At 67.0% G+C, this 15,321-nt stretch carries 12 protein-coding genes and 1 pseudogene; 5 read left to right on the top strand and 8 right to left on the bottom strand.

Going from position 1 to position 15,321, the window contains the following annotated elements; genetic code table 11:
- Positions 1-91 precede the first annotated feature (91 nt).
- Positions 92-1,276: an MFS transporter gene (locus tag GTV32_RS01205; RefSeq protein WP_161058606.1), complete on the top strand. Its 1,185-nt coding sequence runs from the start codon at positions 92-94 to the stop codon at positions 1,274-1,276.
- On the opposite strand, the gene GTV32_RS01200 is transcribed toward GTV32_RS01205, so the two are convergent.
- From GTV32_RS01200 to serA, 4 genes are all read right to left on the bottom strand, one after another.
- Positions 1,215-2,258 (bottom strand): hypothetical protein, encoded by a 1,044-nt coding sequence (locus tag GTV32_RS01200; protein ID WP_161058605.1) that lies wholly within the window; start codon positions 2,256-2,258, stop codon positions 1,215-1,217. The genes GTV32_RS01205 and GTV32_RS01200 overlap by 62 nt on opposite strands.
- The gene (locus GTV32_RS01195; RefSeq protein WP_161058604.1) at positions 2,255-2,608 is read right to left on the bottom strand and encodes a GntR family transcriptional regulator; all 354 of its coding nucleotides are present in this window, start codon (positions 2,606-2,608) and stop codon (positions 2,255-2,257) included. Before GTV32_RS01195 ends, GTV32_RS01200 begins: the two co-directional genes overlap by 4 nt.
- A gap of 107 nt (positions 2,609-2,715) precedes the next feature.
- Positions 2,716-3,726 carry a 3-isopropylmalate dehydrogenase gene (locus tag GTV32_RS01190; RefSeq protein ID WP_161058603.1) on the bottom strand — a complete coding sequence of 337 codons (1,011 nt, stop codon included), beginning with the start codon at positions 3,724-3,726 and terminating at the stop codon, positions 2,716-2,718.
- Positions 3,723-5,318 carry a phosphoglycerate dehydrogenase gene (gene serA / locus GTV32_RS01185; protein ID WP_161058602.1) on the bottom strand — a complete coding sequence of 532 codons (1,596 nt, stop codon included), beginning with the start codon at positions 5,316-5,318 and terminating at the stop codon, positions 3,723-3,725. The genes GTV32_RS01190 and serA overlap by 4 nt, the downstream gene beginning before the upstream one ends.
- Before the next feature lie 311 nt (positions 5,319-5,629).
- Here serA and GTV32_RS01180 point away from each other — a divergent pair.
- Positions 5,630-6,294, top strand: a pseudogene (locus GTV32_RS01180) (serine protease).
- 233 nt (positions 6,295-6,527) lie between these two features.
- On the opposite strand, the gene ilvC reads toward GTV32_RS01180, so the two are convergent.
- From ilvC to GTV32_RS01165, 3 genes are all read right to left on the bottom strand, one after another.
- Entirely contained in the window at positions 6,528-7,541 is a 1,014-nt protein-coding gene (gene ilvC, locus GTV32_RS01175; protein WP_161058601.1) for a ketol-acid reductoisomerase, read from the bottom strand.
- 90 nt (positions 7,542-7,631) lie between these two features.
- Positions 7,632-8,135, bottom strand: coding sequence for an acetolactate synthase small subunit (ilvN, locus tag GTV32_RS01170; RefSeq protein WP_161058600.1), 504 nt, complete (start codon positions 8,133-8,135; stop codon positions 7,632-7,634).
- Positions 8,132-10,090, bottom strand: a complete 1,959-nt coding sequence (locus GTV32_RS01165; RefSeq protein WP_161058599.1) for an acetolactate synthase large subunit — start codon at positions 10,088-10,090, stop codon at positions 8,132-8,134. Before GTV32_RS01165 ends, ilvN begins: the two co-directional genes overlap by 4 nt.
- A gap of 273 nt (positions 10,091-10,363) precedes the next feature.
- Between GTV32_RS01165 and GTV32_RS01160 the strand changes: the two genes are divergently transcribed.
- The gene (locus tag GTV32_RS01160; RefSeq protein WP_343287174.1) at positions 10,364-10,813 is read left to right on the top strand and encodes a PH domain-containing protein; all 450 of its coding nucleotides are present in this window, start codon (positions 10,364-10,366) and stop codon (positions 10,811-10,813) included.
- Positions 10,814-10,995: 182 nt separating this feature from the next.
- Entirely contained in the window at positions 10,996-12,840 is a 1,845-nt protein-coding gene (ilvD, locus tag GTV32_RS01155) for a dihydroxy-acid dehydratase (protein WP_161058598.1), read from the top strand.
- Here ilvD and GTV32_RS01150 read toward each other — a convergent pair.
- The gene (locus GTV32_RS01150; protein ID WP_343287173.1) at positions 12,767-14,017 is read right to left on the bottom strand and encodes a DoxX family protein; all 1,251 of its coding nucleotides are present in this window, start codon (positions 14,015-14,017) and stop codon (positions 12,767-12,769) included. The genes ilvD and GTV32_RS01150 overlap by 74 nt on opposite strands.
- A gap of 193 nt (positions 14,018-14,210) precedes the next feature.
- On the opposite strand from GTV32_RS01150, the gene GTV32_RS01145 reads away from it, so the two are divergent.
- Positions 14,211-15,278 carry a PQQ-dependent sugar dehydrogenase gene (locus tag GTV32_RS01145; RefSeq protein WP_237421636.1) on the top strand — a complete coding sequence of 356 codons (1,068 nt, stop codon included), beginning with the start codon at positions 14,211-14,213 and terminating at the stop codon, positions 15,276-15,278.
- The last annotated feature ends 43 nt before the right edge of the window (positions 15,279-15,321 follow it).

Raw genomic sequence — 15,321 nt, 5'->3', positions numbered from 1 at the left:
GGACACTAAGTACCACTATTTGAGATGAGGTGATCCTGTGGGCAGCGTCGGGACAACCCGGTCCAGCGGCCGTTCGGCAACGGTGACGACGATGTCACCGCGCCGACGATGGGCGATGCTGTGTTGCGCGCTGGTGGCCGCGATGACCACCACCTGCGCGGTGAGCGGTGTGGCCTATCTCATCCCGGCGCTCCACACCGACCACGGGCTGTCACTCACCCAGGCGTCCGTCCTCGCCACCATCCCGACGATCGGCCTGATGCTGCTGATCATCCCGTGGGGCGCACTGCTCGACCGGTTCGGCGAGCGCCGGGTGCTGATCATCTCCTTGGGCATCACGCTGGCGGGCACTGCGGCAACGGCAGTCGTCTCCGCGCTCGACGCGCCGTACTGGGTGCTGGCGACAGGGTTGTTCATCGGTGGCCTGGGTGCCGGTGCGGCGAACGGTGCGAGCGGGCGAATCGTGGTCGGCTGGTTTCCGGCCCACCAACGCGGAACCGCGATGGGCGTCCGCCAGATGGCACAACCGCTGGGCATCGGCGTCTGCGCGCTCAGCATGCCGTTCACCGCCCAGTCCTACGGCGTCACGGCCGCACTGCTCATCCCGGTCGCCGTGACCGCCATCGGCCTGGTCGCGTGCGTGGTCGGGATCGTCGACCCACCGTCGGTACAGAACCCGCAGACGGGCACCACGGTACGAACCGACAATCCCTACCGTGCAGGCAGTTTCCTGGCACGCGTGCACGGAGTCAGTGTGCTGCTGGTGATCCCGCAGTCGATGATGTGGACCTTCGTGCCCACCTGGCTCATCGTCGCGCACCACTGGTCGCCGGGCGCCGCCGGAGCACTGGTGACTGCCACGCAGGTGATCGGCGCGTTCGGACGCATTGCCGCGGGCCGTATCTCGGACAGGTGGGGCTCGCGGATGCGACCGATCCGTGTGATCGCGGTCGCCGCTGCGCTGTCGATGGCGGTGCTGGCGCTGACAGACTGGCTGCACAGTCCGATCGCACCGATCGTGATGGCGATCGCGACGATCGCGTCGGTGGCCGACAACGGCTTGGCGTTCACCGCGATCGCCGAGTTCGCGGGGCCGGGCTGGAGTGGACGCGGCCTGGCCGTACAGAACACGGCTCAGTATCTTGCGACGGCCGCCACCACGCCTGTGCTGGGTGCGCTGATCGGGAGCGCTGGTTTTCCGGTCGCGTTCGCCCTCACTGCCCTGACACCTTTGGTCGCCGTTCCGCTGGTCCCTCGAGATCCAGCAGTCGATTGAGCACACCGGCCGCCGTGGCCGCGTCGTCCACGACGACGATGTCACGCCTGCCGTTGCGCCGCACCACCAGCAGGGCGGGTCCGGATCTGAACACGAAGCCCTTGGCGCCCTTGAGATCTCCGTGAATCGCGAGGCGATACCCGTATCCACCGAAGTCACGCAGAGCACGGACGCCGACGACCTCGGCGTGATCGATCTCCGAGATCGCGATGTGTGTGCGCGGCCAGCCCAGCCTGCCGCGCACCGTGATCCCGAGTCGATCCACCGTGACCCGGACGCTCCACATCGCGATCGCGGACACCACGACGATGACCACGACAACCGCGACCGGCCACGAGCGCAGCACGAGGGCGAGGCCGGCGACGATCACGACGGTCCCTCCGACGAGCAACGACACCACCGGCGACGATGTCACGACCCGGGTCCAGACGATCCGTTCCTGCGCCCCGACCGCGACGTGTGGCCGGTCGCCGACGTCGGCGGCGGGTGGCGCCGTGGTCCACGATGGGACAAGCGCGGCGACGCCGAGACCACAGACGAGCCCGGCCGCCATCGACACCACGATCTGCCATTGGGGCGTCGGCACCGAGGCAGCCTCGGTGACACCTCGCTGGCAGGCCGTGGTCGAGACGATTACACACACCGTCGAAATGACCACGCCGGCAATGGTTCCCACCGCCACTCGGGCGATCCCCGGATCGGCGGATCGGACACAAACGGCGATCCCGGCGACTGCACCGATCACGCCCGCCACGATCGGCGCGACGATCACGAATGTCACATCCGAGAATCCGTCCGCACCATGTGAGGACCAGTGCGTGGCAACCGGATCGGGCAGGGCCGTCCGCCACGACGCGACCAGGATCGCGCCCAGAGACGCCGCCAGCAGCGACGGCAGCGTGGCCAGCACGCAGACGATCCGCCGATCCCGGGTGGTCATGCCGCCCTTCACGATGCTCCGATCACCGGTCGAATTCCTCATGTCTGCCACCTCTCTCGGATCTCGGTCGCCAACGCGTCGGGTCTGATGTCCAACCGCCGAGCCACGGCCACCAGCCGGTCCATCGCCTCGACCAGCTCCGACCGATCAGGTGCCGCCGCCGTGACGATGGCGCCACGGCCACGCCGCAGTTCGACGACCCCCTCGTCGCGGAGCATCTGATAGGCGCGCAGCACCGTGTGCAGGTTGATGTCGAGACTCCGGGACAGTTCGCGTGCCGGCGGGAGTCGTTCCCCCGCTGCCACTTCGCCGCGGACAATCGCCCCACGGACCGACGACGCCACCTGCTCGAAGATCGGGACCCGCGACGCAGGGTCGATGCGGATCAACACAAGAAGATCATATAGTTCTATCTAAAATAGAACAATACGCAGCGTCGGTACACGATGACCCCGCCCGGATCGTCCGGGCGGGGTCATCGAGAATGTCGAGTCGAGTCCTAGAGGCGCTCGCGGATACGCCGCCCGACCTCTGAGGTCTTCAGGTCGTCCGACCCGCGCTCGGCCAGATCGTCGATGACGGCCTGCTCCACACGCTGCGCCGCGTCGGCCTCGCCGAGGTGGGCGAGCAACAACGCCGCCGACAGGATCGCTGCGGTCGGGTCCGCCTTGCCCTGGCCCGCGATGTCCGGCGCACTGCCGTGCACCGGCTCGAACATCGAGGGGTTCGCTCCCGTCGCATCGATGTTGCCGGAGGCCGCCAGCCCGATCCCACCGGTGACGGCTGCCGCGATGTCGGTGATGATGTCGCCGAAGAGGTTGTCGGTGACGATCACGTCGAATCGGCCTGGATCAGTGACCAGGTAGATGGTCGCGGCGTCCACATGGCAGTAGTCGGTGCTGACATCCGGATACTCCGTGCCGACCTCCGCGACGGTCCGACTCCACATCGAGCCCGCGAAGGTCAACACGTTCGTCTTGTGCACGAGCGTGAGCTTCTTCCGACGCGCCTGGGCACGCTCGAAGGCGTTGCGCACCACACGTTCGATGCCGAACCGGGTGTTCACGCTCACCTCGGTCGCGACCTCGTGCGGAGTCCCGACCCGGATCGCGCCGCCGTTTCCGGTGTAGGGCCCCTCGGTACCCTCCCGGACCACCACGAAATCGATGTCGGGGTCACCGGCCAGCGGCGACGTGACGCCGGGCAGACGCCGGGACGGACGGAGGTTCACGTGATGATCGAGAGCGAATCGCATGTTCAGCAACAACCCGCGCTCGAGCACGCCCGACGGGACCGACGGATCCCCGATCGCGCCCAGCAGGATCGCGTCGTGCCTACGCAGCGATTCCAGATCGTCCTCGGTCAGCAGTTCGCCGTTCCGGTGGTAGCGGCGCGCACCGAGATCGAACTCGGTGGTCGAGACGTCGGGGACAACGGCTTCGAGAACGCCGACGGCTTCTCCGATGACCTCGGGACCGATGCCGTCGCCGGCGATGACGGCGAGTTTCATGAGAGATCCACCTGTTCGATGAGGGTTGCGCCCACAGCTTCACCGATCGAGGCGATGAGATCGTCGTCGAGATGGTCGCTGACACGCAGCATCACGGTCGCACCGCCACCTTCGGCGTCCTGGGAAAGACCTGCGGCCCGGATGTCGATGCCCGCGTTGCCGAGCAACGTGCCGATCTTGCCGAGCGAACCGGGCTCATCTGCATAACTGACGACGAGATTCTGCCCCTCGGCGCGCAGATCGAAGTTGCGGCCGTTGATGTTGACGATCTTCTCGACGAGGCGGGGCTCGGTCAGGCTGCCGGACACGTTGTGCACCGATCCGTCGGCGAAAACCGCCTTCACGTCCACGACGCTGCGGTGGTTGGGACTCTCCGGCGCGGTGGTGACCTCGCTCGTCACGCCGCGATCGGCGGCGACGGCAGGGGCGTTGACAAAGGTGACCGGCTCGTCGAGAACCGCGGAGAACAGTCCGCGTAACGCGGACAACCCGAGAACGTCGACGTTGTTGGCGGCCAGTTCACCGCGTACGTCGACCACGATCGACGTCGGCGGCTCCTTGCTGATGGCTCCCACGAGCACACCGGCTTTACGTGCCACCTCGAGCCACGGGGCGACCTCCTCGTCGACCGTTCCGCCGGTGATGTTGACGGCGTCGGGAACGAAATGTCCGGCGAGAGCGAGGCGGACGCTCTTCGCAACGTCGGTGCCCGCACGGTCCTGCGCCTCACTGGTCGATGCGCCCAGATGCGGGGTCACGACGACCTGCGGGAGTTCGAAGAGTGGCGAATCGGTGCACGGCTCGGTCGCATAGACGTCGAGTCCGGCGCCGCGGACCTGACCGGACGTGATCGCGTCTGCGAGGGCCTGCTCGTCGATCAGGCCGCCTCGGGCGGCATTCACGATGACGACGCCCTTCTTGGTGCGCGCAAGCTGCTCGGCACCGATGAGGCCGAGTGTCTCCGGGGTCTTCGGGAGGTGCACGGTGATGAAGTCGGCGCGCGACAGCAGTTCGTCGAGGCTGACCAGCTCGATGCCCAACTGGGCCGCACGGGCCGGCGACACGTAAGGGTCATAGGCGATGATCGACGTCTCGAACGCCGCCATCCGCGCAGCGACCAGTTGGCCGATGCGGCCGAGCCCCACCACACCGACGGTCTTGTCGAAGATCTCCACCCCGTTGAACGACGAACGCTTCCAGGCGTGCTCACGCAACGTCGCGTCGGCCGCCGGGATCTGGCGCGCCGCGGACATCAGCAGGGCCACGGCATGCTCGGCGGCTGTGTGGATGTTGGATGTCGGGGCGTTGACCACCATCACGCCGCGCTGCGTTGCGGCGGGTACGTCGACGTTGTCGAGTCCCACACCGGCACGGGCGATGATCTTCAACCTGGGGGCGGCGTCGAGCACCTCGGCATCGACGGTGGTCGCCGATCGGACCAGGATGGCGTCGGCGTCGGCTGCGGCTTCGAGAAGCTTCGGTCGGTCGGGGCCGTCGACCCAGCGCACCTCGACGTCGTCTCCCAGCGCCTCGACGGTCGAGGGTGCCAGTTTGTCGGCGATCAGAACGACCGGACGGCCAGCTGAGGTCACAATATTCTCCATGATCGAGGGGCGAGAGGATGGGTGCGGAGACCCCCGCGATCCGCTCCGGTGACCGCGACGACTTCCGCGAACAGCTTAGTGGTCGACCCATCCCCCGTTCGCAGCCGGTCTCGACCGAGCGCACTCACCGCCACGATTTGCGGGTAGATTGTGATCGGCATTACGGATAGGTTGCAAACCGACCGCGGGAAGATTCCGCGGACCACACATCGCGGGTGCCGCCCGGTACGGTGTGCTTGGCCCCGAGTGACGTCTCTCGGGGCCGATGATTTCTTGTGGATCGAATGAGCGGAGCGTGGATGATGAGGAAGCTGACAGCACTGTTGGCGGTTCTGGCTGCAACGGTGCTGGCCGGCTGGGGGCCGGCATTGCCCACGCCGCACCGGCAAAGGTCTATCTCGGTGGCGGCTCCGGGATCTTGGTGCTCAAGGGCGGTAGTTCTGCCGCGGCCTGCACCCTGACCACCATCGGTAAGTCGAACACCGGCAAGTTGATCGGTATCACCGCGGGCCACTGCGGCAAGCCCGGCCAGAAGGTGTACTCCGAGACCTTCCAGGACCGTGGGCAGGCTGGGACGATCACGTACTCGGCCAGTGACCTCGACATCGCGGTGATCGAGTTCAACGCGGCGAAGGTCGTCCCGCTGCGCACTGTGCGCGGCGTGACCATCCGGTCGGTCGACACGCGACCACTCGCGTTCCCGACGGTCGCCTGCAAGGAGGGCCGGACCACCGGCAACACCTGCGGCATCAGCTGGTTCTCCGACGGCGCCGCACATTTCAGTCAGATGTGCGTGATCGAAGGCGACTCCGGCAGCCCAGTGGTGGTCGGTGACCGACTTGTCGGAATGGTGAACGCCTACTACTTCCTGGCCTGCCTCGGCCCGGAAACCGGCACCAACATCGCGCCGGTGCTCAAGCGGGTCGCATCTCTCCAGCAGTACCGAGGATTCCGTCCGATCTGATCGGCCTGAACCTACGTGTGAGGCCCCGGGACTTCGGTCCCGGGGCCTCGTTCGTTGCTACTGGATTCGTGCTACTGGGCTGCCCCCGCCGGCGATGTCGCTCGGCGTGGCACGTGACGTCGCCGTCGGACGCCGCAGTCATCATCCGGACCACAGCCCAGAAACAATTGTGGCCGTTGCCGTCCCGCGCATGCGGGCGACAACGGCCACAGATCGTTCGGTGCGTGAGTCGCTCAGGCGGTCTCGGTGATCGGACGATCGACCCAGCTCATGAGATCGCGCAGCTTCTTGCCGGTGACCTCGATCGGGTGCTCGGCGTTCTTCTTGCGCAGACCCTCGAGCTCGGAGTTGCCGTTCTCGACGTTCGCGACGAGGCGCTTGGTGAAGGTGCCGTCCTGGATGTCCTTGAGGATGCCCCGCATCCGCTCCTTGGTGTCGGCGTCGATGACGCGCGGGCCCGAGAGGTAGCCGCCGAACTCCGCGGTGTCCGACACCGAGTAGTTCATCCGGGCGATGCCGCCCTCGTACATGAGGTCGACGATCAGCTTGAGCTCGTGCAGCACCTCGAAGTAGGCCATCTCCGGCGCGTAGCCGGCCTCGACCATGACCTCGAAACCGGTCTTGACCAGTTCCTCGGTGCCGCCGCACAGCACGGCCTGCTCACCGAAGAGGTCGGTCTCGGTCTCTTCCTTGAAGGTGGTCTTGATGATGCCCGCGCGTCCACCGCCGATGGCGCTGGCGTAGCTGAGCGCGAGCGCCTGCCCCTCGCCCTTCGGGTCCTGGTCGACCGCGATCAGGCAGGGCACGCCCTTGCCGTCGACGAACTGACGGCGCACCAGGTGACCGGGCCCCTTCGGCGCGACCATGCCGACGGTGATGTTCTCCGCGGGCTTGATCAGGTCGAAGTGGATGTTCAGACCGTGCCCGAAGAAGATGGCATCGCCGTCCTTGAGGTTCGGCTCGATCTCGTCGGTGAAGATCTTGGCCTGCGAGGTGTCCGGGGCCAGGATCATGATGACGTCGGCCCATTCGGCGGCCTCGGCGGCGGTCATGACCTTCAGGCCCTGCTCGGCGGCCTTCTCGCGGGACTTGCTGCCCTCACGCAGGCCGACCGCGACATCGACCCCGGAGTCACGCAGCGACAGCGAATGCGCATGTCCCTGGCTGCCGTAGCCGATCACCGCGACCTTGCGGCCCTGGATGATCGACAGATCGGCGTCGTCGTCATAGAACAGTTCGATCGCCACAGTTGGATTCCCTTCGATTTCTGTTGTCCCTCAAAGCTTTGTGTAGTCCTCGAGGGCCTGTGTACTTCTCTGTGCGGCTCGCGCCGTGTGTCAGCGGTTGGCCGACATGCTCTTGGGGCCACGCCCCAGGGTGACCGCCCCCGATTGGGCGATCTCGCGGATCCCGTACGGATCCAGCATTCGCAGCAGCGCCTCGAGCTTTTCGCTCGTACCGGTCGCCTCGATCGTCAGCGATTCGGTGGAGACGTCGATGACCTTGGCGCGGAAGAGGTTCACCACCTCGATGACCTCGCTGCGCACCGTCGAATCCGACCGGACCTTGATCATCATCAGTTCGCGGGACACCGAACTCGAGGGGTCCTGCTCGACGATCTTGATCACGTTGATCAGCTTGTTGAGCTGCTTGGTGACCTGCTCGAGCGGGAAGTCGTCCACGGTGACCATGATCGTCATCCGCGAAATACCTTTCAGCTCGGTCGGTCCCACCGCCAACGACTCGATGTTGAACCCGCGCCGGGAGAAGAGACTCGAGACGCGGGCGAGGACGCCCGGCCGGTCCTCGACCAGAACACTGAGGGTGTGAGTGGTGCTCACTTGTCTTCCTTCCCTGCAGATGCGGGCTGATTCGCCTGATCGGGACGCGACATCGCCTCATGGATGTCGACCGGATCCGACGCGGCCTCGTCTTCGTCGAACAACGGCCGGATGTCGCGGGCCGCCATGATCTCGTCGTTGCCGGTGCCGGCGGCCACCATCGGCCAGACCTGGGCGTCGGCGCCGACGATGAAGTCGACGACCACCGGGCGATCGTTGATCTCACGGGCCTTGGCGATCACCTCGTCGACGTCCTCCTCGCGCTCGACCCGGAAGGCCGCGCAGCCCAACGCTTCTGCGAGCTTCACGAAGTCGGGGATCATCCGCGAGTGCGTCGACAGGTCGGTGTTCGAGTAGCGCTCCTCGTAGAAGAGGGTCTGCCACTGGCGCACCATGCCGAGGTTGCCGTTGTTGATCAGGGCGACCTTGATGGGGATGCCCTCGATGGCGCAGGTGGCCAACTCCTGGTTGGTCATCTGGAAGCAGCCGTCGCCGTCGATCGCCCAGACCTCGGTGTCGGGTGCGGCCATCTTGGCTCCCATGGCAGCAGGCACCGCATAGCCCATCGTGCCCAGACCACCGGAGTTGAGCCAGGTTCGGGGCTTCTCGTACGAGATGAACTGAGCCGCCCACATCTGGTGCTGACCGACGCCCGCACAGTAGACGGCGTCGGGCCCCGCGGCCTTGCCGACGGCCGAGATGACGAACTCGGGCGACATCGATCCGTCCGCCTGGCGGTCGTAGCTCAGCGGATAGGTACGGCGCACGCCGTCGAGGTACTTCCACCACCCCGAGAGGTCCGGCGCCCCCGCCGTGGTGGCCCGCTCATTGCGGATCGTCTCGATCAGATCGACGATGACCGCCTTGCAGTCCCCGACGATCGGCACGTCGGCATGCCGATTCTTGCCGATCTCGGCCGGATCGATGTCGGCGTGGACCACCTTGGCGTTCTGCGCGAAGGATGTCAGCTGACCGGTGACGCGATCGTCGAATCGAGCACCGAGCGTGATCAGCAGATCACTTCTCTGCAGCGCGGCCACCGCGGCGACGGTGCCGTGCATGCCCGGCATACCGAGATGCTGCTGGTGGCTGTCGGGGAAGGCCCCGCGCGCCATCAGCGTGGTCACCACCGGGATCCCGGTCAGTTCCGCGAGTTCCCGCAGTTCCTCCGACGCGTTGGCCTTGATCACGCCACCACCGACGTAGAGCACCGGCGCCTTGGCGGCCTCGATCAGTCGAGCAGCTTCGCGCACCTGCTTGCCGTGCGGCTTGGTGACCGGCCGATAACCCGGCAGATCGATCTGCGGCGGCCACGAGAACGTGGTCTGGGCCTGCAGGATGTCCTTGGGGATGTCGACGAGAACCGCACCCGGCCGACCACTCTCCGCGATGTGGAACGCCTCGGCGATCACGCGCGGGATGTCGACCGGGTTGCTCACCAGGAAGTTGTGCTTGGTGACCGGCATCGTGATGCCGGAGATGTCGGCCTCTTGGAAGCCGTCGGTGCCGATGAGCGCGCGGCCGACCTGGCCGGTGATCGCGACGACCGGCACCGAGTCCATCTGCGCGTCGGCGAGCGGCGTCACCAGGTTGGTGGCACCCGGACCCGAGGTGGCCATGCAGACACCGGCGCGGCCGGTGATCTGCGCGTAGCCCGTGGCCGCGTGGCCGGCGCCCTGTTCATGACGGACCAGGACGTGGCGGACCTTCTTCGAGTCCAGTAGTGGGTCATAGACCGGCAGGACCGCACCACCGGGAATGCCGAAGACCACCTCGACACCGAGTTCCTCGAGCGACCGGACGACGGACTGGGCACCGCTGACGCGCTCAGGCGCCACTGTGTGCTGGCCTACCGCCCGGAGGTTTCCGGCCGCGGGTGATTGCTGGCGCGGCGCCGTCTCGCGGGAGGACTCTGCTCCGCTCGCGGCGTTGGTTCGTGCTGTTGGTGCGCTCACTGCACGTTCCCCATCTTCTGGTGTTCTGGTTGTTGACAAGAAAAAACCCCCGACAGCTGGGCTGTTCGAGGGTGGCGCGTCGATGCTCGAGGGTCTACGAAGTGACCGGTCAGGCGACGACGCGCCGGCCGAGTACTACGAGAATATCGTGCTGCATCACGCCTTCACGGTAGGACCGGCGCATGTCAAGAGTCAAACCACGGGACTTCTCGTCTCACATTCTGGGAAGCCGGTGGTGGATCATGCCCCACACCGGGATGAGACAATGTAAACGTGTCTACCCCATCCGCCGCTTCCTCCGACCCGACACCCCCGGAGGTTCCCGAGGTCGAACTGCCCCAGACGTTCCGCATCCAGCGGATCGCCTACTTCGCGGTGCCGATGATGTTCATCGTCACCGTCATCCTTGCCGGGGCGTCGCTGGTGTGGCTGGGCTGGACCCTGATCCTGCCCGTACTGCTCGGCTGGTGGATCGTGCGCATTCGCACCGTCGTGACCGAAGACGGACTGAAGGCGGTACACACCTTCTCCACCCGTGAGATCGCATGGAACGAGCTCGACGGTCTGCAGTTCCCGCGGTGGAGTTCGGTGCGCGCGGTGCTGGTGAACGGCGCACGGGTACGACTGCCCGCCATCACCTTTGCCGATCTCCCACGGTTGGCGGCGGCGAGCCGCGGACGGATCCCCGACCCCTATGCGGCCGCGGCAGCCGACCAGGGCTGACCACCGCGAACCCTTTGATCGGCCCTGATCCGGGCGGAGTAGCCTCCAAAAGCGGTGATGCGCACGCATTCGGCCGCCGATGACCCTCCCGCGGACATCGGTCCGTCGTCCGGCGTTTGAGGTCACCGCCCACCCCACATCCGCCCCAGCCCAGGCGGGACGACGAACACCGAGGATTTTTCATGCCAGCTCTGAGGTCCCGAACCACCACCGTCGGCCGCGAAGCAGCCGGTGCGCGCTCGCTCTGGCGGGCCACCGGGATGACCGATGACGATTTCGGGAAGCCGATCGTGGCGATCGCCAACTCCTACACCCAGTTCGTCCCGGGTCACGTGCACCTCAAGGATGTCGGCGAGATCGTCGCCGGCGCGGTCCGCGCCGCCGGTGGTGTGCCCCGCGAGTTCCACACCATCGCTGTCGACGACGGCATCGCGATGGGCCACGGCGGCATGCTCTACTCGCTTCCCAGTCGCGAGATCATCGCCGACTCGGTGGAATACATGGTCAATGCCCACACCGCCGACGCCCTCGTCTGTATTTCCAACTGCGACAAGATCACTCCCGGCATGCTCAACGCCGCGATGCGACTGAACATCCCCACGGTCTTCGTCTCGGGAGGTCCGATGGAGGCCGGCAAGGCCGTCGTCGTCGACGGTGTCGCACAGGCACCCACCGACCTGATCACCGCGATCTCGGCATCGGCGAACAGCGCTGTCGACGACGACGGGCTCAGCGAGGTCGAACGGTCCGCGTGCCCGACGTGCGGGTCGTGCTCGGGCATGTTCACCGCCAACTCGATGAACTGCCTCACCGAGGCGCTAGGGCTCGCGTTGCCCGGCAACGGTTCGACACTGGCAACTCACGAGGCACGCCGCGCCCTGTTCGAGCGGGCCGGAAGTGTCGTCGTCGAGGCAGCGACCCGCTGGTATCGCGACGACGACGAATCGGTCCTCCCCCGCAACATCGCGACCCCCACCGCGTTCCGCAACGCGATGGCCCTCGACGTGGCGATGGGCGGATCGACCAACACCGTGCTGCACATCCTCGCCGCCGCGCAGGAGGGAGAGGTCGCCGACTTCGACCTCTCGGTCATCGACGAGATCAGTCGCAACGTGCCATGCCTGTCCAAGGTCGCGCCGAACTCCGACTACCACATGGAGGACGTCCATCGGGCCGGCGGAATCCCGGCGATCCTGGGCGAACTGCGTCGTGCCGGACTCCTCGACGACACCGCCTCCACCGTGCACAGCCCGACCGTCGCACAATTCCTCGACGACTGGGACATCCGCGGCGGCAAGGCGCTCGACGAGGCAACGGAGCTGTTCCACGCGGCGCCGGGCGGCGTCCGGACCACCACGCCGTTCTCCACCGCGAACCGTTGGGACTCGCTCGACACCGACGCCGAGGGCGGCTGTATCCGCGACCTCGCGCACGCCTACACCGTCGAAGGCGGACTGTGCGTGCTGCGCGGCAACCTCGCCCCGGACGGCGCGATCCTCAAGACCGCAGGCATCGAGGAGGATCTCTGGCACTTCGAAGGACCCGCGCGGGTTGTCGAGAGCCAGGAAGAGGCGGTGCAGGTGATCCTGTCCAAGACCATTCAGGCCGGTGAGGTCCTCGTGGTCCGGTACGAAGGTCCGGCCGGCGGCCCGGGGATGCAGGAGATGCTGCATCCGACCGCATTCATGAAGGGCACCGGAATGGGCAAGAAGTGCGCGCTCATCACCGACGGCCGTTTCTCCGGGGGTTCCTCGGGATTGTCGGTGGGGCATATGTCGCCGGAAGCCGCCTCCGGGGGCGCGATCGGCCTGATCGAGGACGGCGACCCGATCCTCATCGACGTGCAGACACGACGACTGCAGGTCCTCGTCGACGACGAGGTCCTGGACGAGCGCCGGGCCAAGATGGAGGCGTCGGAGCGACCGTGGCAGCCGAAGGACCGTCAGCGGACGGTCACCACCGCATTGCGCGCGTACGCGAAGTTGGCCACCTCGGCCGACCGAGGCGCGGTGCGCGTGGTCGACTGAGCACAGATCGGAAGCCGGAACGACCCGGCCGGGTCTCACCCGGTCGGGTTGCCCGGTGACTCGAACGGATTCGTGCCGTTGAACACCATCCACACGGCGACGGCCGCGCCGATGCCGACCACGAGCAATGCGAGCGAACCCCACGCCGGCCGTCGCGCCCAGCCTCGGGAGCGTCCAGAGAGATCCGGCCCGGCCCGGCCAAGATGATCGCCACCGCACAGGCGCAGACGAGCAATTCGTACTCGATACCCGCGCCGTTCGGATCGCCGGCAAAGAACCAGACGCCGCCCGCCAGAGTCGCCTTGTAGGCCGCGGCGACCAGCATCACGCCCAGGACCGCGGACGCGGCGACTGGCGTGAACAAGCCCACCACCAGCATCAGACCGCCGAGTGTCTCGGAGACGGCGCCCACGATCGCCAGCGGACGAGCCGCGTCGGGGGTGAAACCGATCGCCGGATTGGGCGAGTTCAGCAACATGTCCTCGAACCCCGACAGCCGCGGTCCGTTCCACCAGCCGAAGAGCTTCTGCGTCCCGTGCGCGAGCGCGATGAGGCCGACCGCCAGGCGTAGGACGAGCAGCCCGACGTCGAGCGTCCCCCGACGGGCAGCGCGCTGCGCATCGACGAGGTCCTCTTCGGCCGACCGCAGGCGCTCGTCGGCGACTGTGGGTGCGGAGTCGAATCGTTCGGCGACGTCGGTCTCGGGGAGCCCTCGCACCGGGGTGTCGGCCACGGGGGTCTCGGTCGCGGCGACCCGGGTGGCCGGCACAGCCGTGAAGTCATCGGTGCGGACGTCCTCGACCGGTTGCGCAGGGGCGTCGGGTTGCGGAGCCGCGAACCGCTGGGTCTTCGCCTCGGCGGGATCCTGCGGCCGGCCGAACGCCTCGGTGGGAGGGGCTGCGGTCGGTTCCGCCGCCGAAGGTGCGGCCGCGGGGCCGGCACCCGGCCGGGCAGGCATCGCCTGGGTGTCGAGTTCGTCGGGGTCGATGTCGTCGAGATCGTCGACTCGCGAGACACCCGGCCGCTCGGGAAGCGCGTGCCGCGCATAGAAATCGTCCCGGTCATCCGCCGGTACCTGTCGACGACGCATCGAGGCGGCCTCGCCCAGATCGATCTCGCCGGTCGGCTCGTCGTACGGACTGGAACCGCTGCCTGCAGCCATGTCACGTTCGGTCACACGCCCGACTCTATGCGCTGTGCAGCCCGCGTCGTCCCAGCAGCACGCGGTGAGTCGAAATCGATCACCTACCCTTGGTCGTATGCGCAAGGGGTGGCCGACGGGAATGCGTGACCGGAGACGGTTGGCATCGAGGGGCCGGGCACACGGAGTCCGGGTCGGAGCCGTCGTCGCGATTCTCGCGGTGCTGGCGATGATCAGCGGGTGCGCCGACTTCTCGGCTCAGGACCGTGAGAAGGACGCGGGCGCCTTCAGCGCCAACAACGAGTCGCAGCAGAAGAAGCAGACGCCGCCCCCGACACCCGCCGAACCGCCCATCCCCCCACCACCGGGCCCCTGCGTGGATCCGGACCCCGCCGTGATCGCGACGTGCCTGGCGTCGACAGCGGGGATCATGCCCGGTGACGACAAGGGTGACGTCACGGTCGTCGCCGAACGGACGACAGGCAAGATCATCACCACCAAACGCTATGGGCCGCAGCGTGTTCTGGCGACTGTCCCGGTCGATGCGTCAGGCGACGGCGGTCTGATCGACTTCGCGTTCTCCCCCACCTATGCCCAGGACCGGTTGATCTACGCACTGATCACCACCGCTTCCGACAATCGCGTCGTGCGCATCGCGCCCGGCGACGTACCGAAACCGATCCTGACGGGTATACCCAAGGGCGCCAACGGGAACATGGGCGCGATGTACTTCCGGAACCCGTCCGAACTGGTCGTGGCGACCGGCAATGCCGGCGACCCGGCCGCGGCCGCGAGCCCGTCGTCGCTGGCAGGGAAGATCTTGTCGGTCACCTCGCTGGGTTCGGGTGCCAATCCGCGGCCGCGCACGCTGGCCTCGGGACTCGGCACCAACGTGTCACTGTGCCCGAGCACCACGTCGGGGACGCTGTATTTCGCCGACCGGACGGCGGCGGAGGATCGCGTGCAAGTCCTCGAACCGTCGGGACCGAAGGTGCTCTGGACCTGGCCGGATCATCCGCAGATCGCCGGCTGCGCCGTGACATCGGGCGCGATCTTCGTCTCGACCACACGGACGCAGCACATCGAGGCGATCAACGAACCGACGCGGCAGAAGCCGGCCATCACCCCGCCGGCGGTGGTGCTCGAGAAGCGGTACGGGGCACTCGGCCGAATGGTCGCGTTGCAGAACGGCATCCTTCAGTTCGCGACGGTCAACAAGCAGTACGGAAAACCCGTGGGCACCGACGATCGAGTGGTGAAGTGGCTGCCGCCGTCGTCCACCGAGGATCGCACCTGATCGAGGGGACGAGACCACCGACGACGATGACGTGGTCCGCACT

The sequence above is a fragment of the Gordonia sp. SID5947 genome, assembly GCF_009862785.1.
In the GTDB taxonomy this organism is placed as follows: Bacteria; Actinomycetota; Actinomycetes; order Mycobacteriales; family Mycobacteriaceae; genus Gordonia.
Note: the sequence above shows the minus strand (reverse complement) of the source record. Positions and strands in the feature narration are given on the sequence as shown.